Annotated in this window: 16 protein-coding genes and 1 pseudogene; 12 read left to right on the forward strand and 5 right to left on the reverse strand. The window is 70.2% G+C overall.

The window, feature by feature from the left end; all coding sequences use genetic code 11:
• Position 1: 1 nt before the first annotated feature.
• The 3 genes from QFZ27_RS26945 to QFZ27_RS26955 all read left to right on the forward strand — a co-directional run bounded on the left by QFZ27_RS26945 (position 2) and on the right by QFZ27_RS26955 (position 2,949).
• The gene (locus QFZ27_RS26945; RefSeq protein ID WP_429229543.1) at positions 2 to 1,633 is read left to right on the forward strand and encodes a peptidoglycan -binding protein; all 1,632 of its coding nucleotides are present in this window, start codon (positions 2 to 4) and stop codon (positions 1,631 to 1,633) included.
• A 90-nt stretch (positions 1,634 to 1,723) separates the two neighbouring features.
• Positions 1,724 to 2,353 (forward strand): acyloxyacyl hydrolase, encoded by a 630-nt coding sequence (locus QFZ27_RS26950; protein WP_429229544.1) that lies wholly within the window; start codon positions 1,724 to 1,726, stop codon positions 2,351 to 2,353.
• A gap of 86 nt (positions 2,354 to 2,439) precedes the next feature.
• Positions 2,440 to 2,949 carry a cytochrome P460 family protein gene (locus QFZ27_RS26955; RefSeq protein ID WP_429229545.1) on the forward strand — a complete coding sequence of 170 codons (510 nt, stop codon included), beginning with the start codon at positions 2,440 to 2,442 and terminating at the stop codon, positions 2,947 to 2,949.
• Positions 2,950 to 2,964: 15 nt separating this feature from the next.
• On the opposite strand, the gene QFZ27_RS26960 is transcribed toward QFZ27_RS26955, so the two are convergent.
• Positions 2,965 to 3,660, reverse strand: a complete 696-nt coding sequence (locus tag QFZ27_RS26960) for a DNA-3-methyladenine glycosylase I (RefSeq protein WP_429229546.1) — start codon at positions 3,658 to 3,660, stop codon at positions 2,965 to 2,967.
• Positions 3,661 to 3,767: 107 nt separating this feature from the next.
• Entirely contained in the window at positions 3,768 to 4,601 is an 834-nt protein-coding gene (locus QFZ27_RS26965) for a hypothetical protein (RefSeq protein WP_429229547.1), read from the reverse strand.
• Positions 4,602 to 4,785: 184 nt separating this feature from the next.
• On the opposite strand from QFZ27_RS26965, the gene QFZ27_RS26970 reads away from it, so the two are divergent.
• Positions 4,786 to 5,724, forward strand: coding sequence for a GNAT family N-acetyltransferase (locus QFZ27_RS26970; RefSeq protein WP_429229548.1), 939 nt, complete (start codon positions 4,786 to 4,788; stop codon positions 5,722 to 5,724).
• Between the two features lie 26 nt (positions 5,725 to 5,750).
• Here QFZ27_RS26970 and ettA read toward each other — a convergent pair.
• Positions 5,751 to 7,425 (reverse strand): annotated as a pseudogene (ettA, locus tag QFZ27_RS26975) (energy-dependent translational throttle protein EttA).
• A gap of 120 nt (positions 7,426 to 7,545) precedes the next feature.
• Between ettA and QFZ27_RS26980 the strand changes: the two are divergent.
• From QFZ27_RS26980 to QFZ27_RS27000, 5 genes are all read left to right on the forward strand, one after another.
• Entirely contained in the window at positions 7,546 to 8,742 is a 1,197-nt protein-coding gene (locus QFZ27_RS26980) for a UbiH/UbiF family hydroxylase (RefSeq protein WP_429229549.1), read from the forward strand.
• Positions 8,743 to 8,829: 87 nt separating this feature from the next.
• Positions 8,830 to 9,171, forward strand: a complete 342-nt coding sequence (locus QFZ27_RS26985; protein WP_429229550.1) for a hypothetical protein — start codon at positions 8,830 to 8,832, stop codon at positions 9,169 to 9,171.
• 14 nt (positions 9,172 to 9,185) lie between these two features.
• Entirely contained in the window at positions 9,186 to 10,226 is a 1,041-nt protein-coding gene (locus QFZ27_RS26990) for a C-terminal binding protein (protein ID WP_429229551.1), read from the forward strand.
• A 249-nt stretch (positions 10,227 to 10,475) separates the two neighbouring features.
• On the forward strand, positions 10,476 to 14,141 hold the full coding sequence (locus QFZ27_RS26995) for a TonB-dependent receptor domain-containing protein (RefSeq protein WP_429229552.1): 3,666 nt from the start codon (positions 10,476 to 10,478) through the stop codon (positions 14,139 to 14,141).
• A complete protein-coding gene (locus QFZ27_RS27000; protein ID WP_429229553.1) occupies positions 14,142 to 16,136 on the forward strand; it encodes a CHASE2 domain-containing protein in 1,995 nt (664 codons plus the stop codon).
• 334 nt (positions 16,137 to 16,470) lie between these two features.
• On the opposite strand, the gene QFZ27_RS27005 is transcribed toward QFZ27_RS27000, so the two are convergent.
• Both QFZ27_RS27005 and QFZ27_RS27010 read right to left on the reverse strand, forming a co-directional pair.
• Complete coding sequence (locus QFZ27_RS27005) at positions 16,471 to 17,643, reverse strand: fumarylacetoacetate hydrolase family protein (protein WP_429229554.1); 1,173 nt, start codon at positions 17,641 to 17,643, stop codon at positions 16,471 to 16,473.
• 141 nt (positions 17,644 to 17,784) lie between these two features.
• Complete coding sequence (locus QFZ27_RS27010; RefSeq protein ID WP_429229555.1) at positions 17,785 to 19,314, reverse strand: UxaA family hydrolase; 1,530 nt, start codon at positions 19,312 to 19,314, stop codon at positions 17,785 to 17,787.
• Positions 19,315 to 19,552: 238 nt separating this feature from the next.
• On the opposite strand from QFZ27_RS27010, the gene QFZ27_RS27015 reads away from it, so the two are divergent.
• The 3 genes from QFZ27_RS27015 to QFZ27_RS27025 are packed head-to-tail and all read left to right on the forward strand — an operon-like array spanning position 19,553 to position 23,315.
• Positions 19,553 to 20,683, forward strand: a complete 1,131-nt coding sequence (locus QFZ27_RS27015; RefSeq protein WP_429229556.1) for a sugar ABC transporter substrate-binding protein — start codon at positions 19,553 to 19,555, stop codon at positions 20,681 to 20,683.
• Between the two features lie 20 nt (positions 20,684 to 20,703).
• Positions 20,704 to 22,254 carry a sugar ABC transporter ATP-binding protein gene (locus tag QFZ27_RS27020; RefSeq protein ID WP_429229557.1) on the forward strand — a complete coding sequence of 517 codons (1,551 nt, stop codon included), beginning with the start codon at positions 20,704 to 20,706 and terminating at the stop codon, positions 22,252 to 22,254.
• Positions 22,251 to 23,315 (forward strand): ABC transporter permease, encoded by a 1,065-nt coding sequence (locus tag QFZ27_RS27025; protein ID WP_429229558.1) that lies wholly within the window; start codon positions 22,251 to 22,253, stop codon positions 23,313 to 23,315. The genes QFZ27_RS27020 and QFZ27_RS27025 overlap by 4 nt, the downstream gene beginning before the upstream one ends.
• Positions 23,316 to 23,320 lie beyond the last annotated feature (5 nt).

The raw sequence follows: 23,320 nt of genomic DNA on the forward strand, positions 1-23,320 counted from the left end.
GATGCGCGGCCGGTTCTCCTTCAACGAGCGGCGCCAGATCGATGTCTGGCCCGGCTGGGTCGACGCGCTGTCGTCCCTGCTGATGGTCGTCATCTTCCTGCTGATGGTGTTCCTGGCCTCGCAGTTCTACCTGTCGACCGTGGTCAGCGGCCGCGACGAGACCGTCGGCCGCCTCAACCGCCAGGTGTCCGAGCTGACCGACCGGCTGGCGCTGGAGCAGGACAGCGGGCGCGACCTGAAGACCCGGATCGACCGCCTGTCCGCCGACCTCGACGGCAGCGCCCGCGAGCGGACCGATCTCGGCAACCGCCTTGCCGCCGTCCAGCAGGAGCGCGACGCCATCGACCGGCAGCTGCGCGACGCCCTCGCCCAGGTCGAGACCCTGGCCGGCAGCACCACCGACCGCGACGCCCAGCTGCAGGAGGCGGCACGGGTGATCCAGGACAACCAGGCAACGATCGAGCGGCAGCGGCGCGAACTGGCCCAGCTGCAATCCGACCTGGCGACGCTGCGCACCGGTACCCAGGACCGCGACCTGACCGCAGGCCAGCTCTCGGCCGCACTGGAGGCCAGCCGCAAGGAGGCCTCGGATCTCGGCACCGAGCTCGACCGCACCCGCACGGAACTGGGCCGCATCCAGTCCGAGCGGGACCGTGCCCAGCAGGACGTCAAGGCCGGGCAGGAGCGTGCCCAGGCGCTGGAATCCCAGCTCGCCACCTCGCAGCAGGACGTCAAGGCCGGACAGGAGCGCACCCAGGCGCTGGAGTCCCAGCTCGCCACCTCGCAGCAGGACGTCAAGGCCGGACAGGAGCGCGCCCAAGCGCTGGAGTCCCAGGTTGCCGCCTCGCAGAAGGACGTGCAGGACCTGACCGCACGGATCGCGCAGCTCGACTCCCGCATCGCCGAGCTCAGCGGCACGCTCGACCGCGCCACCGCAGCGCTGGCGACCGAGAAGTCGACCAGCGAAAGCGAGCGCAGCCGTGGCGAGCAGCTGGCGGCCGAGGCGGCGGCGCTGCGCCGGCAGCTGTCGGACATCGAGGGCACGCTGCGCGATTCGGAGAAGACGGTCAGCGACAAGGATGTCGAGATCGCCAATCTGACCTCGCGCCTCAACCAGGCACTGGTGCGTCGGGTCGACGAGCTCAGCCGCTCCCGCTCGGCCTTCTTCGGCAAGCTCCGTGACGTGCTCGGCGAGCGGCAGGATGTCCGCGTCGTCGGCGATCGCTTCGTGTTCCAGTCGGAGGTGCTGTTCCCGGTCGGCTCGGCCGAGCTGCAGCCGGGCGGCGAGGAGCAGTTGGCCACCTTCGCCGGGACGCTGAAGCGAATCGCCGCCCAGTTCCCGCCGGATGTCGACTGGCTGCTGCGGATCGACGGCCACACCGACCGGCAGCCGATCAGCGGCGGACCGTTCCCCACCAATTGGCAGCTTTCGACCGCCCGCGCCCTGTCGGTGCTGAACTTCCTGGCGACCCAGGGTATCCCGCCCCAGCGCATGGCGGCCGCGGGATTTGGCGAGTGGCAGCCGCTTGACACCGGCAACACGCCCGAGGCCTATCGCCGCAACCGCCGCATCGAGCTGCGCCTCGACCAGCGCGGCGACAGCGGCCCGGACAGCACGGCCGCGGGGCAGTGAACCGGCGGAAAACCGTTGCGTCGGGTTTCGCACGCCCGTAATCATCCCGGACCCCGGGGCCGCAGTCCGGGCAGGAATGAAGGGTGCAGAATGAAGAAGCTCCTGACCGGCGTCGCGGTGGCTGCCGTCGTGCTCGGATCCGTGCAGACGGCGCAGGCCGCTTCGGTGCCCATCTGGATCGGCATCGGTTCGGCCGCGATCCTCGCCGCCGGCATCCTCGGCGAGAATTCGGACATCGGCGACATCCGCGTCGGCAACGGCGCCACCGACCTGCCGCTGTCGCTGACGCTCGGGGCGGGCTACTACAACATCCTGAACGACAAGGGCGAGCCGGGCCACGAGGACCGCGACAAGGGTGGCGCCGGCATCGGCCGGGTGGAGCTGCGGTTCAACCAGGAGTTCCTTCGCATCCGGCCCTTTATCGGCATCGAAGGCAACACCGAGTCGGCCACCTACATCTATGGCGGCGGCATGCTCGACGTCCGCTTCGGCCCGCACTTCATCCTGTCGCCGAATGCCGCGGTCGGCGCCTATTTCAACGGCGACGGCCGGGACATGGGCTCGACCGTCGAATTCCGCACCGGTGTCGAGGCGGCCTGGGAGTTCGACAACCGGATGCGGATCGGCGCGGCCTTCCATCACATCTCCAATGCCGGCATCGGCGATGTGAACCCGGGCGTCGAGACCCTGACGCTGAACCTCTCGATCCCGCTGAACTGAGCGGCTCACGCCGCTCACAACTCCTAACGGGCGGTTCTTCTCCACTCCTGCTTGGATGACGCCGCACGCCAAGCAGGAGTCGCCCGATGAAACCCGCCCGTATCGCCCTGTTCGGGGCCGTCCTCGCATCCTCCGTGGTCGCCGCTGTCGCGTTGGCCGCGCCGGGCGGCGGCCCGGGCAATGCCTCGCCGATCTACGGGGTCACGATCCCAGAGGGCTACCGGCAATGGCCGTTCATCGCGCCGGCGCATGAGACCGATCCGCTGAACGAGCTGCGCGTCGTGGTCGGCAACCCGACGGCGATCAAGGCCTATCAGGACGGCACCCTGCCCTTCCCCGACGGCACCATCCTGGTCAAGCTGGCCTGGAAGCATGTCCAGTCCACCGAGTTCGCACCGGCATATGTGCCCGGCGCGGCGACGACGGTGCAGGTCATGGTCAAGGATTCGAAGCGCTACCCCGACACCGGCGGCTGGGGCTTCGGCCGCTTCATCGACGGCAAGCCGGTCGACCAGGCCCAGCACGAGACCTGCTTCGCCTGCCACGAGGCCGGGGTGAAGGACCACGACTACGTCTTCACCCGCTTTGCTCCGTAAGGGGCGCCGGTGGTCCTATCGGCGGCCGTGGCCGACGTCGCCGATGCTCATGGCCAGGATGCGGCTGATCTCGGTCAGGTTGCGGCCCGATTCCGCCGACCAGCGGTTGAAGGCCTGCTGCATGGCCTTGAAGTCGCCCTTGCCGCCCGGAGCCTTGGTCAGGACGCCTTCGCGGATCAGCGCGGCCACGACGTCGCCGGTCGGGATGAAGGCCGGCTTGCCGAGCGCGCGCAGGAAGCGCATGCCGGTGTCGCCGCCCAGGCGGCTGCCGCGCTTCTTCAGGATCTCCAGCAGGCCGACATAGTCGGCATCCGGCCAGTCGGCGAGGAATTTCGCGGCGCTGCCGTGCTCGGCCGCCAGGTCCAGCAGGAACTGCGCGTTGGCCACGACCGACTGGATCTTGGCGCCGTGCCGCACGATGCGGCTGTCCTTCAACAGCGCATCGGACCGCTCCTCCGACAACGCGGCGCAGCGGTGGGGATCGAAGCCGTCGAAGGCGGACTCGAAGCCGTCCCATTTCGCGGCGATCACCTTGGAGGCGAAGCCGGCATTGAAGATGCGCCGAGTCATCTCCGCCAGGATGCGGTCGTCCGGCGTCGCGGCGATCTCCGCGGGGATCCGCGATTTCGTCTCGGCAAGGGCGCGTTCGAGCACGTCCATGCCGCCGCGGCGCTCGGCCGCCAGCGCGACGATCTTGGCGAAATCACCCATGCCCGCATTCCTTCGGTTCGGCGCAGGCGGACAGGAGAGCCTCTCCCTCCGCATCGATCCAGAGGAAAAATCCGGACCGTTGCGCCGCGGCCTGAGACGCCGGGCTCTCACCCGGTGTCGGGTTTGTCCGCCCGGTCGAGATCGGGATGGGGCTCGAGGCCGAGCGACCGGCAGAGGCGTGCGGCGACCCGCATCGGCGGTTCGGCGTCGATCATCGCCGGGACATCGGGCTCCCGCAACCGGGTCTCGATCCCGGCCATCAGCGCGGGGATCTCGTCGCGATCCATGGTGCGGAGCGGCTGGCTCAGCAGTTCGAGTACCCGGGGCCGGCGCTGCTCCCGGATCTCGTCCGGGGTCTCGGTCAGCGGCGGCGGATAGGGCGGGTCCGAGCAGTCGGCGGCCCGGCGGCGCCATGCGTCGGAGAGCCCGAGGCCGCAGGCCAGGCCGGCGATGACCGCGCCGACCGGCCGGTCCTCGATCCGGCTGTCCTCGTCCTCATACAGCGCGTCGAGATGCTCCTGCAGATCGTGTTCCTCGGCCCGGATGCGCTCTCCGGGCGACAGCTCCGGATCCCAGACCAGGGCTTCGAGGGCGTCGGCGACATGGTTACGCTGGCGGGCGCGGCGGGCCTTGCGGTCGGCCTTGTCGCCGGCGCAGAGGTCGGCGGCGGCGCGGCTGCGCAAGGCCAGCGAGCGCTGCACCGAGCGGGAGAAGCGGCTGAAGGCCATCCCAGCCTCCTGCGCCTCGGCCCTGGCTGCCTGCACCGCGGCCTCGTCGGCCTTCGGCTGGGCGGCGCGGGTCTGCGCTGCAATGGCGCGGACGCCTTCGCCCTCCGCCAGCTGCATGGCGATCTCGGCCAGGCGCGTGAGCATCTGGACCTGCTGCAGCGCGAGGTCGCGGCAGTAGGCCTGGATGTCGAGATCTGCTGGTGCCTTCTTCATGGAACATAGCATGAACGAAAAACACGAGGCCACGCAATGAACATTGCGTTAACACCAGCCCTCGGGCGGGCACCGGCCTGGTTGGCAGAAGCCTGATCGCCCGCAAGGTGCGGAATGCGGTCGATGCGGTTCTGACCGCCCGCGGTCCCTCGACAGGACGGCCCGGCCTTGCCAACGTGCTCGGATGGAAGATCTTGGCTCGACCGAACTCCGGCTGATGCAGGGCCTGGCCCAGCAGGTGATCGCATTGCGGCCGGAGCTGGTGAACGGCGATGCGACCGTCGGCGAGCTGGCCTGGGTCTGGGCCAAAGATGTCGACGCGCTCGGCCGGTTCTGGCGGCACCGGCTGTGGTTCGTCGACGGCCGGCTGGCCGCGTGGGGCTGGGCGCATCTGCCGTACCGGGTCCCGCGCAGCGACGGCACGTTCCGTGAGGCCAAGACAGCCAACCTGATCTGGCAGACGCATCCGGACTGGCCGGAGCTGCTGACCGAGATCCTGGACTGGTACGACGATGCGGCGGGCGGCGTCGACCGGTTGCTGACGATCCAGTCCGCGGATGTCCAGGCGCAGGCCATCGTCGCCGCGCACGGATACGCCTTCGATGCGGAAGCCGGTTCGGATGACGGGTCGTGGGTGCAGTTCAATGGACGCGAGCTGACGGACGTGCCGGACCCGGTGCTGCCCGAGGGATTCCGGTTCCTGACGGCCGCGGACGTCTCGGTGGCGGACGCGGTCAAGGCGCATCGGGATGCGTGGCATCCGGCCAGCCTCGCCGAGGCGGCGTTCGAGCGGGTCCGGCGGACCTGGCCGTATCGGGCCGATCTGCATCCGCTGATCGCGGCACCGGACGGCACGTTGGCCGCGACCGAGATCATCTGGCTGGACGAGCCGACGCGAACCGCCGAGTTCGAGCCCGTCGGCACGCACCGGGACTTCCGCCGACGGGGGTTGGGCACCGCGCTGCAGCTGTACGGCATGCATCTGGCCAGGGTGGCCGGCGCGAACCGCATGCTGGTCGCCTGTCTTGGCGCGCCGGCGCACCCGGCCGCCCGGAACCTGTACTATGGCGTTGGCTTCCGCGCGTTCACCCGGGACCTGCCGCAGATCAAGCGCGCGAGATAACAGCGGGCATTCGGGCCGGACCCGCGTCAGCGCGTCAGCGGCTTGTACTTGATGCGGTGCGGCTGGTCCGCCTCGGTGCCCAGGCGGCGGTGGCGGTCCTTCTCGTAATCCTCGTAATTGCCCTCGAACCACACCACCTCGCTGTCGCCCTCGAAGGCCAGCATGTGGGTGGCCAGGCGGTCGAGGAAGAAGCGGTCGTGGCTGATCACGATGGCGCAGCCCGGGAAGGTCAGCAGCGATTCTTCCAGCGCCCGCAGCGTCTCGACATCGAGGTCGTTGGTCGGCTCATCGAGCAGCAGGACGTTGGCGCCGGATTTCAGCATCTTCGCCAGATGGACGCGGTTGCGCTCGCCGCCCGACAGCTGGCCGACCTTCTTCTGCTGGTCGCCACCCTTGAAGTTGAAGGCGCCGACATAGGCGCGGCTGGGCATCTTGCGCTTGCCGAGGTCGATCTCGTCGAGCCCGCCGGAGATCTCCTCCCAAACCGTCTTGTTCGGCGCCAGGTCGTCGCGGCTCTGGTCGACATAGCCGAGCTTCACCGTCTCGCCGACCTTGAGCACGCCGCCATCCGGCTGCTCCTGCCCGGTGATCATCTTGAACAGGGTCGACTTGCCGGCGCCGTTCGGACCGATCACGCCGACGATGCCGCCGCGCGGCAGGCGGAAGCTGAGATCGTCGATCAGCAGGCGGTCGCCGAAGCCCTTGGCCAGGCCTTGGGCCTCGATCACGTTGTCGCCCAGCCGCTCCGGCGTCGGGATCAGGATCTGGGCTTGGCCCGGCGCCTGCTCGCGGCTCTGCGCCATCAGCTCCTCATAGGCGTGGATACGGGCCTTCTGCTTGGCCTGGCGGCCGCGGGCGCCCTGCCGGATCCACTCCAGCTCGCTGGCGAGCGTCTTCTGCCGGCCCGACTCCTCCTTGGCCTCCAGGGCCAGGCGCTTCTCCTTGGCCTCGAGATAGGCCGAGTAGTTGCCCTCGTAGGGGATGCCGCGGCCGCGGTCGAGCTCGAGGATCCAGCCGGTGACGTTGTCGAGGAAGTAGCGGTCATGGGTGACCATGACCACGGTGCCCTTGTAGTCCTCGAGATGGTGCTCCAGCCAGGCCACGGATTCGGCGTCGAGATGGTTGGTCGGCTCATCGAGCAGCAGGAGGTCCGGCTTGGCGAGGAGCAGCTTGGCCAGCGCCACGCGGCGCCGCTCGCCGCCGGACAGGTTGGTCACCGCGCTGTCGCCGGGCGGGCAGCGCAGCGCGTCCATGGCGATCTCGACCGTGCGATCGAGGTCCCAGGCGTCGGCGGCGTCGATCTTCTCCTGCAGCTCGGACTGCTCGGCGATCAGCGCGTCGAAATCGGCGTCGGGTTCGCCCATCGCCTCGCTGACGGCGTTGAAGCGGTCGACCAGCGCCTTGATCGGAGCCAGGCCCTCCATGACGTTCTCGGCGACGGTCTTGGTCGGGTCCAGCTCCGGCTCCTGCGACAGGTGGCCGACGGTGGCGCCCTGGGCGACCCAGGCCTCGCCGGTGAACTCCTTGTCCATGCCGGCCATGATCCGCATCAGGGTCGACTTGCCCGAACCGTTGGGGCCGAGCACGCCGATCTTCACCCCCGGCAGGAAGGACAGCCAGATCTTCTCCACGCACGACCTTGCCGCCTGGATAGGCCTTGGTCATGTCCTTCATCACGAAGACGTACTGGTAGGAGGCCATCGGAAGCCGCTCCGCGTATACAGGTCTGGAGAGGCCCGGGTTTTAGCCCATGGAGGCGCCGAAGGCCAGGGCTGCTTCGGCCGCAGGCCGAACGCCGCGATCGCCTGCTATGGTGCGCGCATGACTCGCACCCGCAAGACACCCGAGGCCGAGGCCGAGGCCGACGCGATCGTGGTCGGCGGCGGCCCGGCCGGGCTGCTGGCCGCGCTGTTGCTGGCCCAGGGTGGCGTCGCGACCGTGCTGGTCGCCCCGCCGGCGCCGGAGGACCACCGCACCACGGGCCTGCTGGCCGGGTCGGTCGCGATCCTGGAGCGCGCCGGGATCTGGCCGGCCCTGCTGCCGGCGGCGTCGCCGATGCGGGCGATCCGGCTGATCGACGATGGCGGCCGCCGCATCAGCGGGCCAGAGGTGGTGTTCCGCGCCGCCGAGATCGGCCGGAAGGCGTTCGGCCACAACATCGCCAACCGGGAGTTGGTCGCCGCTTTAGCCGAAGCCGCCGTCGAGACGCCAAATCTGCGGCGGGTGTCGGACACGGCCGCGGAGATCCGCATCGGCATCGGCGGCGTGACGGTGCGGACGGGTGCCGGCGAGACGCTGCGCGGCCGGCTGGTGGTCGGCGCCGACGGCCGCGGCTCCGCCGTGCGCGCGGCGGCCGGCATCGGGGTGCGGCGCTGGGGCTACGACCAGGCGGCGCTGGTGACCACGCTGCGCCATGCCCGCGGCCATGACGACATCTCGACCGAGATCCATACGGCGGCCGGCCCGTTCACCCTGGTGCCGCTGGGCGACCGGCGGTCGAGCCTGGTCTGGGTGACCCGGCCGGCCGAGGCCGCGGCACTGGCAGCACTGGACGACGCGGCCCTGGCCCGGGCGATCGGGCGGCGGGCCGAGCCGATCCTGGGCGCGGTGACGCTGGACGGGCCGCGCCAGGTGTTTCCGCTGTCCGGCCTGGCGGCGCGGCGCCTGGCGGTGCCGCGGGCCGCGCTGGTCGGCGAGGCGGCGCATGCGCTGCCGCCGATCGGCGCCCAGGGCCTCAATCTCGGCTTCCGCGACGCCGCGGCCATCGCCGAGGTCGCGGGCGAAGCCCGCCGCACCGGCGCCGATCCGGGCGCCGCGGCGGTGACGGCACGCTACGAGGCCAGGCGGCGCGGCGACGTCGCCAGCCGCACCACCGGGGTCGACCTGCTGAACCGGTCGCTTCTGACCGACGCGGCCCCTGCCCTCGCCCTGCGCGCCCTGGCGCTGCAGGCGGTGAAGCGGGTGGCGCCGCTACGCCGGCTGTTGATGCGCGAGGGCATCGCTCCAGGCGGGGTCTAACGTGCAGTGGCGGCCGGCGGCGGGCACTGCTACCGTTCCGTGACGGGCCTGCGACGGCCTGCCCTGTCTCACAACCGACGACGCCCGATGCCCGCCAAGACGAATCCCCTCGGCCTCAACCCGCTGCAGTTGAAGACCCTGACCGTGCTGCAGCAGATGGCCCAGACTCCCCGCTTCGCCACGCAGCAGGAGGACGGCACGGTGCTGGTCTCCAGCTTCCCGCCGCCGCATGGCGACCACTACCATGTCGGCGACGCGGTGGTGATGGGCCGGGACATGACCGGGCTGCACAACATCGCGGTGTTCGCGGCGCTGGAGCGCAAGGGGCTGATCCGCTCCGGCTTCCCCGGCGCCGCCATCGTCACCGCCGACGGCCTGGCCTACGACACCGGCCTGGCGGCTTCGATCCTGCATCGCGCCGACCACTGACCGGCCGGACCCAGATGGCGCCCCGCTTCACCATCCTGACGCCCGACGCGCAATATACCGACGACGCCGTGATCGAACGGCAGGTCGGCGGCGCCGATGTCGAGTTCGTGATCCGGCGCGAGCGCGACCGGAAGAAGATCCCGGACGAGGTCTACGCGAAGTGTGACGCGCTGCTGACTTGGCATGAGCTCAAGGTCGACCAGTCGGTGATCGACAAGCTGACCCGCTGCCGCATCATCGTGCGGGCCGGGGTCGGCTTCGACCATATCGACCTGGCCGCCGCCGGCGGCGCCGGCATCCCGGTGGCCAACACGCCGGATTACGGCACCAGCGAGGTCGCGGACCATGCCATCGGCCTGATGCTGGCGCTGCTGCGCGGCATCCCGGCCTATGACCAGGCGCTGCAGGCCGACCCGGCCGGCAACTACACGCTGGAGGCCGGGCGCCTGACCCGGCGGATCCGTGGCACCCGCATCGGCATCGTCGGTCTGGGCCGAATCGGCACCGCCACGGCGATGCGGGCCAAGGCCTTCGGGCTGGAGGTCCTGGCCTATGATCCCTACATCCCGCGCGGGGTGGAGATCGCGCTGGGCATCAGCCGGGTCGAGACCCTGTCGGACCTGCTGCTGGCCTCGGACATCGTGTCGATCCATGCGCCGCTGACGCCGGAGACGCACCGGCTGTTCGGCGACGCCGCCTTCTCGGTGATGCGGCCGCATGCGGTGCTGATCAACACCGCCCGCGGCGCCATCGTCGACCTCGACGCGCTGCACACTGCGCTGCAGGCCGGGCGGATCGCCGGGGCCGCGCTGGACGTGCTGCCGGAGGAGCCGCCGCCCGACCCGCTGCCGGCGCTGCTGGCGGCGTATCACGAGCAACCGGACTGGCTGCGCGGCCGGCTGATCCTGACCCCGCACGCGGCGTGGTCGAGCCCGGAGAGCCAGGCCGACGCCCGCCATCTGTCGGCCGAGACCACCGTCGCCTATCTGCGCAGCGGCGCCCTGCGCAACTGCGTCAACGAGGCGTTCCTGGACCGCAAGAAGCTGCGGCGGTGAAGCCGAGGGCGGGCCGCCTCTCTTTTCTTCATCATGGCGAGGAGGCGAAGCCGACGTGGCCATCCAGTGGTCCGTGCAGCTGGATGGCCACGCCCCTTCGGGGCTCGCCATGACGGTTTAATATCTCCCGGCACCCTCCAATTGGAGGGGAGATCGCGGGCATTTTTCGCTTTATTGTTTTGCTGTCTGCCGGTTGGGGGGCCGACCGTCGCCATTGTCTCAGGGTATTTGATGGACCGGGATTGTTCGATGCACCGCCGTGTTCTTCGGCGGATCCTGCTGGGCTCGCTGGGCCTCGCCCTTCCACTCTTCAGCTTCGATGCCGCCGATGCGGCGGCGGTGCCGCGCGACGGCAGGGCCGCGGGGTCGATCGTCCAGACCAACGGGGAGTCGGAGATCCGCTTCACCGCCGCGGATCTGTGGCAGGATGCGGAGATCCAGCAGGTGCTGCTGGGCGGCGACGCCCTGCGCACCGGGCCGTTGGGCGGGCTGGCGATCCTGTTCGCCGACCAGACCCAGATCCGCGTCCACAACAATTCCCAACTGCTGGTCCGCGACGTCGGCGGCGACGGCGGGCCGGCGCGGATGGAGCTCGATTCCGGCGCGGTGTGGGCCCGGGCGGTCACCGGCGGCAGCGGTGTCGAGATCGCGACACCGGCCGCGACCGCGGCGATCCGCGGCACCGACTGGTCGCTGGCGGTCGGGCCGGACGGCAAGACCACGCTGGTGGTGCTGTCCGGCGTGGTCGAGCTGAGCAACGAGTTCGGCCGGGTCAGCGTCGGCCGCGGCGAGGCGGCGGTGGCGGCGGTCGGCAGCGCGCCGGCCAAGATCATCGTCACCACGCCGAAGGACCGCGAGCAGATGCTGTTCTGGCTGGCGCCGGGCAGCGTGTTCGACGCCTTCCCCGCCTCGGACACCACCTCGCGCATCCGGCGCGAGGCGCAGCGCCGCGTCATGGCGGTGCCGGAGGCGCAGCGCTCGGCCGAGGACTGGCTGGCCCTGGCCGAGGCCGATCTCGACATCGCCGGCCCCGCGGCCGCGGAGGCCGACCTGGCCAAGGCCCGCGCGGCCGGGCTGACGCCGGCCCAGGCGGTGCGGGCCGACCTGCTGGACGGCATCCTGGCCGGCCGGGCCGGGCGCGACGAGGAGGCGGCGCGCGCCTTCGCCGCCGCCGAATCCGGCAGCACCGGCCGGCAGCGCCTGCTGGCCCGGCTGGGCCGCTTCTTCGCCGGCAGCGCCTCCGGCGAGGCTGTCGACCCGGCGGCAATGGAGCGCGAGCTCGCGGCCGGCGACGACCCGCTCGCGGCCGACGGGCTGGCCTGGCTGCAGGCGATCCGCGGCGACCTGCCGGCTGCCTACGCCACGCTGCAGGCGGGCGGCCGCCGCTTTCCCGGCGACCTCGACATCGCCGTCAGCGAAGCCACGGCGGCGCAAGTGCTGGGCGACCGCGAGGGGATGCGGCAGGCGGTCGACCGCGCTCTGGCGATCGACCCGGATGATCCCGAGGCCCTGCGCATGGCCGCCAACTACAAGGTCGCCTTCGCCAACGACCCGGACGGGGCGCTGGCCCTGCTGCGCCGCGCCACCGCCGAGGCGCCGGGCAATGCGGATGCGTGGAACGACCTCGGCATGCTGCACGACATCCGCGGCGGGCTGGTCGAGGCCGATGCCGCGCTGGAGAAGGCCGCGACGCTCAACCCCGACGCCGCCAACATCCGGGTCAATCAGGCGATCCTGTATCTCGAGGCCGGCATGCTCGACCGGGCCCGGGCCTTGCTGGGCCAGGCCCGGGCGATCGATCCCGAGTCCGGCATCACCCTGGTCGGCGAAGGCATCCTGGCCTTCGAGACCGGCGACATCGACGGCGCGCTGGAGAAGTTCCTCGCCGCCTCGGCCGCCAACCCCGCCGCCTCGGAGAACCTGCAGGGGCTGGCGGCAGCGCAGTACGCGCTCGGCGAGACGGAGCAGGCGAAGCAGACGCTGGAGAATGCCGACCGGCTGGACCCGAACGATCCGATGGTGCCCAGCCTGCGGACCATCATCGCCATCGACGGGGCCGAGGCCGACGAGGCGATCCGCAACGCGCGCGAGATCGCGGCCCGCGCCAACCAGGGCAGCCTGGCGCTGAGCACCGCCAATCTCGGCAACCGGCTGGGGCCGCCGCTGCTGGCGGCCTATGCCAATCTCGGGCTGATCGACTGGGGCCGCTACTACAACGACCGCACCGACGACCCGTTCAGCGCCGCCAGCTATCTCGGCCGCTCGGTGATCGCCCAGCCGACCGTGTTCGGCAGCGACCTGGCCGTGCCGGACGCGGCGGCGCTGTCGTCGGAGATCCAGGCCCTGCTGCTGGACCCGACCCTGGCTTCGTCGCGGCAGCGCCGCACCGACCTGCTGCCCCGGCCCTTCCTCGATGCGCAGCTGACCGGCGGCATCATCGCGGTCGGCGACACGATCGGCCACAGCGAAGGGGTGGACATCGACGCCTACACCATCGCCCCGATCCCGTTGGCTTTCCGGGCCAGCTTCGCCCGGGTCGATAATGACGGCGACGACCATGGCGACGACAGCGACAGCTGGACCGGCAGCGCCCGCCTGGCCGGACGGCTGGGGCTGGGCGGCAGCTTCGCCGCCTGGATCGACGGCGGCGAGGCCGGCAACGAGATCGCCGGGACGCTGTTCGCGCCCACCCCCTTCGCCAGCGAGCGCACCAGGGCGGTGTCCGGCGGCCTGGCCTTCGGCTATCGCCTGGGCGAGCGCAGCCGCCTGACCGCCATGGTCCAGCGCAGCCATGTCGAGCGTCGGGACACCAACCGCACGCTGCTGAGCGACATCCCCGACCGGGATTTCCCGGAGATCGTCAGCTACGACATCCGCGCCGACGACATCATCAAGCAGCGCAGCGACACCACCATGGGCGGCCTGGCCCATCTGTGGGGCACGGGCGACATCACGGTGCAGTACGGCTTCGAGGTGCTGTCGACGCGGTCGACCCTGGCCTTCGACCAGACCGCCTGGACCACGATCAAGCTGTTCGGCCGGGAGTTGCAGACCGACCGGGAGCATGACGCGACCCGGTCCGAGGTCGAGCAGACGCTGGGCCGCGTCTTCGCCTATGGCCGCTGGACCCCCTCCCCCGACCTGCGGATCGATTTCGGCACCGGCATCGTCCGCGCCGACGAGGGCGGGCCGGTGCCCGACGTGGTGCTGGAGCCGCGGCTGGGCGTGGCCTGGTCGCCGGTCGAGGGGCACTGGCTGCGCGCCGCCGTTCAGCGCGGCGCCAAGACGCCGGGCAACCTGACCCTGGCCCCGGTCGACACCGTGGGCATCCTGGCCGACACCCTGCCCCTGGACGCCGGCGGCGTCGCCACCAGCTATACCGCCCGCTGGGAGGCGGAGTGGACGCCGCACATCTTCACCAGCCTGGAGGGCCAGCACCAGGAGCTGGAGAACCTGTCCTTCGCCTATCCGTCGACCCAATTGAACACGGTCGAGGTCGAGCGCGGCCGCACCGACCGGGTCACCGCCGCGGGCAACATCTGGTTCGACGGCGGCATCGGCGTCTACGGCTCGGCCTCGCTGATCCGGTCCGAGGTCACCGAGGGTCTCGACGAGGGCAAGCGGATCCCCTTCGTGCCGGACTGGACGGCGCGGATCGGCGCGGTCTGGGTGCATCCGCTGCAGATCCGGGCGCAGATCGAGCGGGTCTGGGCCGGGCCGCAATCGAGCGGGCCGGGGCTGCCGGAGATCGACGGCTTCGGCAGCACCAACATCGCGATCAGCTGGGAACCGGTGGAGAAGCGCCTCGCCCTGGGCTTCGCCATCCGCAACCTGTTCGACGAGGAGTACGACACCGCCTTCGGGGTCGAGGCGCCGGGCCGGCTGATCGCCGCCACCGCGTCGATCCGGTTCTAGATGGCAAGAGGCCGGATCCATGGGAGCCTGTGGCTGCCGCTGCTGCTGGCGGCGCTGCTCCTGGCCGGCCTCGTGCCCCTCGCAGCGTCGAATGGCTGGCAGGTGGTGGAGAACCGGGCCTTCGACCTGTTCTCGACCTATGACCCGCTGCGGCCGGCCGCGCACAGCGCGGTGATCGTGGCGATCGACGAGCCGTCCTTCGCCGAGATCGGCCGGCAATGGCCCTGGCCGCGCAGCGTCCATGCCGGGCTGGCCCAGGCGCTGCGCCGGGCCGGCGCCAGGCCGATCGGCTTCGATATCGTCTTCGCCGAGCCGTCGCAGCCGGCTGAGGACGCCGCCCTGGCCGCCGCCCTGGCGGGCGACACCGTGCTGGCGGCCGACATCACCGCCATCGCCGACCAGCGCTTCGAGCAAAGGATCCGGACCGAGCCGCTGGCGCCGCTGCTGGCCGGCGGCGCCCGCTCCGGCGTCGCCTCGGTCGACCTCGATGCCGACGGCGTGCTGCGCCGCCTGCCGAACGTGCCCGACCCCTTCGCCGGAGTCCTGGCGCGCCTGGCCGGGCACGAAGCCGTGCCGCCGCCCGGTGCGCTGCTGCAGTATTTCGGGCCGCCGCGCAGCTATCCGACCGTGTCCTACTACCAGGCGCTGGAGCCGGCGACGATGCTGCCGCCGGGTCTTCTGTCCGGCAAGGCGGCCATCATCGGCTTCAGCCTGCAGGCCGTGCCGACCATCACCAGCGGCGGCGCCGACGCCTACGTCACGCCCTATACGGTGAAGACCGGGCGCCTGACCGCCGGGGCGGAGGTACAGGCCACCATCCTCGACAACCTCGTGCACCGGCTGTGGATCACGCCGGCGCCGGCGTGGCTGCCGCCGGCGGTGCTGGCCGTGCTGCTGCTGGTCGCGCTGTTCGGCACCCGCCGGCTGGGGCCGGTGCCGTCGCTGGCGGCCCTGGCGCTGCTGGCGATCGCCATCGCCGCCGGCAGCTATGCCCTGCTGCGCTTCGGCCGGGTGTGGCTGCCGCCGGTGCTGCCGATGCTGGGCACGACTGCCGCCATCATCGTCCAGGGCGGCTACGGCTTCGCCCGAGAGCAGGCGCAGCGCCGCCGCATCACCCGCGCCTTTGAGCACTATCTGGCGCCGTCCATGGTCTCGCGGCTGGCGCAGGAGCCGGACCAGCTGCAGCTGGGCGGCGAGACGCGGGTGCTGACCGTGCTGTTCTGCGACGTCCGCGGCTTCACCACCCTGTCGGAGCGGATGCAGCAGGATCCCCAGGGCCTGACCCGCCTCTTGAACCGGATCCTGACGCCCTTGTCCGAGGCCGTGCTGGCGACCGGCGGCACCATCGACAAGTTCATCGGCGACTGCGTCATGGCGTTCTGGAACGCGCCGCTGGACGACCCGGACCACGCCGCCCATGCGGTCGAGGCCGCCCGCCGCATGCTGGCGGAAACGGCGGCGCTGAACGAGCAGCTGCAGCGGGAGGGAATGGCCAGCCCGATCGCGATCGGCATCGGCATCAACACCGGCACCTGCGTGGTCGGCAACATGGGCTCGGACCGACGCTTCGACTATTCGGCGCTGGGCGACAGCGTCAACCTTGCCTCGCGACTGGAAGGCGCCTGCAAGCGCTACGGGGTCGGCACCGTGATCGGGCCGGACACCGCCCAGGCCCTGGATGGCCGGGCGGCGCTGATCGAGCTCGACCGGCTGGTGGTCAAGGGCCGGCGAGAGTCGGCCTCGGTTTTCACCCTGCTGGCCCATCGCAGCGCCGAGGACGGCGCCTATCAGGCGCTGACCGGCGAGCATGAGGCGGCGCTCACCGCCTATCGCGCCCGCTGCTGGGACGAGGCGCGGGCGGCCTTCCTGCGGTGCCGGGACATCGAGCCGTCACTGTCGGCGCTCTACGATCTCTACGCTGTGCGCATCGCGGAACATGAGCACAGCCCACCGCCCGAGGGCTGGGCCGGGGAAACCATCGCCGCGGAGAAATAACCCGGCGGTCATAGACCGAGGCGCAATGCCAGCGGCGTTTGAAATCCACTCTCCGCCCTTTTCCGTCATGGCGAGGCGCGCAGCGCCTGGCCATCCAGAGATCGAGCATCGGGTAGGAGGGGGCCTCGCGACGACGCCCTTGCTGTTCAGCTATCGGTTCCCATCACCGGGGCCCGAGGTAGGACTCTCACTTCCAAGTCATCGGCCGGATACCACCCCGGCCGAACAGAGCCTCTCGGCTCATACGCGCCATGCCTGGCGCATCACTGGATGGCCTCGCCCCTGCGGGGCTCGCCATGACGGAAAAGGCCAGTGGCCGGTCAGGGGGCTGCCGTTACAGCAGCCCGCGCTTCGCCAGGCTGGCCATCAGCGCCCGGGCGCCGAAGGTCCAGGGCGCGATCTTGTCGGTGTGGTTCACCCGGTTGACCAGCGTGCCGAGCGTGGGCGTCGAGATGGTGACGATGTCGCCGATCTTGTGGGTGAAGCCCATGCCCGGCGCGTCGCGGTCGTCGGTCGGCGCGAACATGGTGCCGAGGAACAGCACCGCCCCGTCCGGATACTGGTGGTTCGGACCCAGCAGCTGGCCCGCGAGGTCGAGCGGGTCGCGGCTGATCTTGGAGATCGAGCTGTGGCCCTGCAGCGTGTAGCCCTCCGGCCCGTGCACGGCCATCGCCAGGTCCGCCTTGCGGATGTCGTCGATGCCGAAGCCGCCGTCGAACAGCCGGATGAAGGGGCCGATGGCGGAAGACGCGTTGTTGTCCTTGGCCTTGCCGAGCAGCAGCGCGCTGCGGCCCTCGAGATCGCGCAAATTGACGTCGTTGCCGAGCGTCGCGCCCACCACCTTGCCGCTCGGCGCCACCACCAGCACGATCTCGGGCTCGGGGTTGTTCCAGGTCGAGATCGGGAGGATGCCGATCTCGGCGCCCAGGCCGACCGAGGACATCGGCTGGCTCTTGGTGAAGATCTCGGCGTCCGGGCCGATGCCGACCTCGAGATATTGCGACCAGGCGTTCTGGGACAGCAGCACGTCCTTGATCCGCTGCGCGTCGGCCGAGCCGGGCTTAATCGCGGCGAGGTCGTCGCCGATGATCGAGACGATGCGCTGGCGGATGGCGTCGGCCTTGGTGGCGTCGCCGCGCGCCTGCTCCTCGATCACCCGCTCCAGCATCGAGGCGACGAAGGTGACACCCGCGGCCTTGACCGCCTGCAGATCGATCGGCGCCAGCGGCCAGGGCTTCGACGCGTCGCGCGTGGTCTCGTCGGCATTGGCCAGCAGGTCGGCGATGCTGCCGATCACCGGGCCGTCCGCCTTGGCCAGCGCAGCCGGGTCGGCGGCGGAGATCAGGTCGGCGACGGTCGGCGCGGCCCGGGTGATGTCGATCACCTGGCCGCCGCGCAGCGCCACCACCGCCGGTCCCTCGACCTGCGGCAGCCAGACCCGGCCGACCAGCGTGGCGCGGTCGGCATCCGCCGGCAGGCAGGCCGCGACGGAGATGTAGTCCTTCATGGGTGTCCCTTCCCGCTCACACAATTGTCATCACCGGGCTTGACCCGGTGATCCAGAGGCTTTCGAAGACGGCTCCGGCGTCCCCTGGATGCCCGGGTCAAGCCCGGGCATCCAGGGGAGCGGCCTTGCCGAACCTGCCGTTTACATCACCGCGCCGATCTGCCAGGGCACGAACTCGTTGTCGCCGAAGCCCTGGGCCTCGCTCTTGGTCTCCGCGCCCGAGGCCACGGCCAGGAACATCTCGAAGATGCGGCGGCCGGCTTGCTCGATCGACTCGTCGCCGTCGATGATGGTGCCGCAGTTGATGTCCATGTCCTCCTCCATGTGCCGGTACATGGTGGAGTTGGTGGCGACCTTGATGCAGGGCGCCGGCTTGAAGCCGGAGACCGAGCCGCGGCCGGTGGTGAAGCAGACGATCTGCGCCCCGCCCGCCACCTGGCCGGTGGCCGAGGCCGGGTCGTAGCCGGGCGTGTCCATGAAGACGAAGCCCTTGGCCGTCATCTGCTCGGCGTATTTGTAGACCTCGACCAGGTTGGTGGTGCCGCCCTTGGCCGCGGCGCCCAGCGACTTCTCCAGGATCGTGGTCAGGCCGCCGCGCTTGTTGCCAGGCGACGGGTTGTTGTTCATCTCGCCGCCGTTGCGGCTGGTGTAACCCTCCCACCACTTGATCCGGGCGATCAGCTTCTCGCCGACCTGGCGGTTGACCGCGCGCCGGGTCAGGAGGTGCTCGGCGCCGTAGATCTCCGGCGTCTCCGACAGCACGGCGCTACCGCCATGGCGGACCAAGAGGTCGACCGCGGCGCCCAGCGCCGGGTTGGCCGAGATGCCGGAATAGCCGTCCGAGCCGCCGCATTGCAGCGCCACCATCAGCTCGCTGGCCGGCACGGTCTCGCGCCGGGCGCGGTCCGCCTCGGGCAGCATCTCCATCACCCTGGCGATGCAATGGTCGACCGTCTTCCGGGTCCCGCCCAGGTTCTGGATGTTCATGGTCTGGAACAGCGGCCCGCGCTCGATCTGATAGGCGTCGAGCAGGAAGTCGATCTGGTTGACCTCGCAGCCCAGGCCGATCATCAGCACCCCGGCGAAGTTCGGGTTGCGGGCATAGCCCCAGAGGGTGCGCTGCAGGTTGTCGTAGCCTTCGCCCGAATCCGCCATGCCGCAGCCGGTGGAATGGGTGATCGCCACCACGCCGTCGACATTGGAGAACTGCTCGAGCACGCCGGAGCGCTCGAAATGCGCGGCGATCATCCGGCTGGTGGTGGCAGAGCAGTTCACCGAGGACAGGATGCCGATGTAGTTGCGGGTGCCGACCTTGCCGTTGGCCCGGCGGTAGCCCTGGAAGGTCGCGCGCTCCGCTTCCGGCAGGTAGTCGGTCGGCTTGGCGTCGGCACAGAAGGCGTAATCGCGCTCGAAATCGCCCATGGCGCAGTTCTGGACATGGACATGCTCGCCGGTGCCGATCGCCTCGGTGGCGAAGCCGATGATCTGGTTGTAGCGCCGGATCGGCTCGCCCGCCGCGATCGGCCGGGTGGCCATCTTGTGGCCGGCAGGGATGTGGCCGGCGGTGGTCACCCCCTCCTCCGGGATCGGCGTGCCCGGCGTGATGTCGGCGCGGGCGAGAACGACGTTGTCGTCGCGGTTCAGGCGGATGAAGAGGCTGGGGCTGGGCATCGGTTTTGCACGCGTTCTTGGGCTTGCCTGGCGGATCTTGGGCGGACGCTACTTTACGTCGGACTTTTGGGCCGCGCCATCCTCCTGAAGAGATTGGGAACGACAGCGGCCGGAGGGGACATCGGCCTATCCGTCTGATGATTGACGCTGGACGAGAATTCAGCGCAACATCATACCCGAAAGAAATGTCGGACGAGTTTGAATCGTTCGCGGGCACAGACCCATCAGGGAGGACCCTATGCTGTTGAACCGTTTTGCCGCGGTCGCCGCGGCTGTCTTTCTGTCCACCACCGCCCTCGCTGCCCCTGCCGTCGCAGCGCCGAAGACGGTGGACGGGCCGGGCTATCTGCCCGGATGCTTCGCGCCCTGGGCCAAGGACACCAAGTACTTCAAATGGGACGCCCGCCCGGGGCCGTACCGCATTGCGCTGGTCAACGGCTTCGTCGGCAACATCTGGCGCATCCAGATGATCCAGACCGCCAAGGCCTATGCCGCCCTGCCGGACGTCGCCAAGGACATCAAGGAGTTCAAGGTCGTCTCCACCGGCACCGACGCGGCGGCGCAGCTCGGCACGATCGAGGACTTCATCAACCAGGGCTTCGACGCCATCGTCACCATCGCGGTCAGCCCGACCGGCTTCGACCGGGTGATCAAGCTGGCCAACCGCAAGAACGTCGTGCTGATCCCGTTCGACAACGTCCTCGACACCAAAGAGGTGATGCAGGTCAACGAGGACCAGTGGGAAATGGGGGTGATGTCGGCCAAGTTCCTGATCGAGCACATCCCCAATGGCGGCAAGATCCTCGAGGTGCGCGGCCTGCCCGGCAACTCGGTCGACCGCGACCGGCACGAGGGCTTCCAGAAGACGATGAAGGAGTCGGGCAAGACCTTCGACATCGTCGAGGTCGTCGGCAACTGGGCGCCGGGCGATTCGCAGAAGGCCACCGCCGACGCGCTCGCCGTGCACGGGCATTTCGACGGTATCTTCACCCAGGGCGGATCGAACGGCACCGTGCAGGCGCTGATCGACGCCAAGCACCCCTTCGTGCCTATGGCCGGCGAAGGTGAGAACCTGTTCCGCCAGCAGATCGCCCAGTACCAGGGCCAGGGGCTGAAGGGCCTGTCCTACGGGCAGTCCCCGGCTCTCGTCGCCATCGCCACCAAGGCGGCGATCGCCGCGCTGAAGGGCGAGGCGTTGCCGCAGATGGTGTCGATCCCGATCCCGGTCGCGGACTACAAGACGCTGAAGGACGGCGAGAACTACTGGTCGGACCTGACGGTCGACTTCTTCGCGCCGAACGCGTTCGAACCCTGCGGCATCACCTTCACGGCGCCGCAGATCATGGCCCAGACCGCCGAAAACAAGTAGGCGCGGTGGTGGCGTCGGGAATGACCGTCGCCGCGGACACGCCGCCGTTGGTGCGCCTGACGGGAGTCAGCAAGCATTACGGCGGCGTGCACGCGCTGCGCGAGGTGGAGTTCGCGGCCCGGGCTGGGTCGATCCACGGAGTCCTGGGCGAGAACGGCGCCGGCAAGAGCACACTGATCAAGATCATCGCCGGGGTGGTGCAGCCCAGCGCCGGCGAGATGCTGATCGACGACCGCCCGGCCAGCTTCGCCTCGCCGCAGGCGGCGAACGCGGCCGGCGTCGTCTGCGTGTTCCAGGAGCTGTCGCTGCTGCCGGATCTGTCGGTCGCCGACAATATCTGCATCACCCGGCCGCCCCGGCGCCTGGGCCTGATCGACCGCGGGGCCCAGCGGCGGCGGGCGGAGGAGCTGCTGGCGCGGATCGGCTGCGCCGACATCGACCCGCGGCTGCCGGTCAAGGCCTTGCCCCTGTCGCGCCGGCAGATGGTCGAGATCGCCAAGGCGCTGGGGCGCGATCCGCGCCTGCTGATCCTCGACGAGGCGACCTCGGCCCTGACCGCGGCGGATGTGGAGAAGGTCTATGCCCTGCTGCACCGGCTGCGCCGGGAGGGGTTGGGGATCCTCTACATTTCCCACCGCATGCCGGAGATCAAGGCGCTGTGCGACACCTGCTCGGTGTTCCGCAACGGCCGGCACATCGACACCTTCCCCTCCGGCGCGCGCACGGATGACGAGGTGGTGCGGATGCTGATCGGCCGCGAGATCCACAACGTCTATCCGCCGAAGCCGGTCCGGACCGAGACGCCGCCCGCGATGCTGGAAGCCCGCGGCCTGCGCTGGGGCCAGCGTCTGACGGACATCTCGCTGACCGTCGGCCGTGGCGAGATCGTCGGCCTCGGCGGTCTGGACGGCCAGGGCCAGCGCGAGCTGCTGCTGGCGCTGTTCGGCGTGCTGCGCGGGGTCGAGGGCAGCGTGCTGGTCGATGGCCGGCCGGTGCGGATCGGCAGCCCGAGCAAAGCCAAGAGCGCCGGCATCCGCATGGCGCTGATCCCGGAGGACCGCAAGACCGAGGGCCTGCTGCTGCCGATGACGGTGGGCGAGAACATCACGCTGGCGGCGCTGGGCAGCATGACCCGGGGCGGCGTCATCGACCGCAAGCGCGAGAGCGACAGCATCGCCCGCATGGTCGAGGCGCTGCGGATCAAGATCGGCTCCGCCGACGCCGCGGTCGGCACCCTGTCCGGCGGCAACCAGCAGAAGGTGGCGATCGCCAAATGGCTGCTGACTGAGGCCCGCATCGTCCTGCTGAACGACCCGACCCGCGGCATCGATGTCGGCACCAAGCAGGAGATCTATCAGCTGCTGCACGACCTGGCCGCCGCCGGCACCTCGATCCTGTTCTATTCGACCGACTATGACGAACTGATCGGCTGCTGCGACCGGGTGCTGATCCTGTATGGCGGGCGGGTGATCCGGACGCTGGAGGGCGACGCCATCACCGAGACCAACATCGTTTCCAGCGCCCTCAACCTCGAGACCAACGGCCAGGCGGCGGAGGCAGTGCCGGCATGATCCCCCTTCTCCACCGCCTCTCACGCCAGGGCGGCCTGCTGATCGCCATCGCCCTGTTCGTGCTGTTCTATGGCCTCTACTCCTACCAGCATCCGCGCGGCGGCAGCGCCGATCTGATCGTCCAGAACGCCAACGAGACCTTCACCTTGGCGCTGGTGGCGATGGCGCAGACCGTGCCGGTGCTGCTGGGCGGGCTCGACCTGTCCGTCGGACCGCTGATGACGATGGTGAACTGCCTGGCCTCGCATCTCCTGACCGGCAGCGGCTGGGAGCTGGTCTTCGGCATCGTGCTGTGCCTCTGCGCCGGGCTGCTGGCCGGCTTCGTCAACGGCGCGCTGGTCGTCTATGGCCGGATCCAGCCGATCATCGCGACCCTGGCGACCGGGGCGGTGCTGATCGGCATCGCCCTGTTCCTGCGCCCGACCCCCGGCGGCGCGGTCGACAGCGACCTGTCCTGGGCGGCCACCAACACGCTGTTCGACGTGGCCGACACCTATGGCTGGTGGGGCGGCGACCTGCCCGGCTGGTTCCAGGCGATCCAGTCCATCCCGGTGCCGATGATTCTGATCGTGCTGGTGGTGCTGCTGGTCTGGCTGCCGTTCAAGAATTCGGTGACCGGGCGCGGCTGCTACGCCATCGGCTCGTCCGAGCAGGCCGCCTTCATGTCCGGCGTCGCCATCGACCGATCGAAGCTGGCCGCCTTCACCCTGGCCGGGCTGTTCGCCGCGATCGCCGGAATCTATCTGGCGCTGCAGACCGGCAGCGGCAACGCCGACATGCCGATGGCCGGCGGTTACACCCTGAACTCGATCGCCGCGGTGGTGATCGGCGGCACCTCGCTGTTCGGCGGGTCGGGCGGGGCCGTCGCCTCGATCATCGGCGTGATGGTGCTGCGCGCCATCTCCTTCTGCTTCCGCGTGGTGCCGGAGGACAGCATCGTCGGCTTCCTGGCCAACCCGCTGCTGCAGCCGCTGTCCGAGGGCATCATCCTGCTGGCCGCGGTCTCGCTGGGCGCCGCCCGGGTGTTCACGGTCAAGAACCGCCTGCAGCTGTTCGGGTAGCGGAG

Source organism: Inquilinus ginsengisoli (genome assembly GCF_050434925.1).
Taxonomy (GTDB): Bacteria; Pseudomonadota; Alphaproteobacteria; order DSM-16000; family Inquilinaceae; genus Inquilinus; species Inquilinus ginsengisoli_B.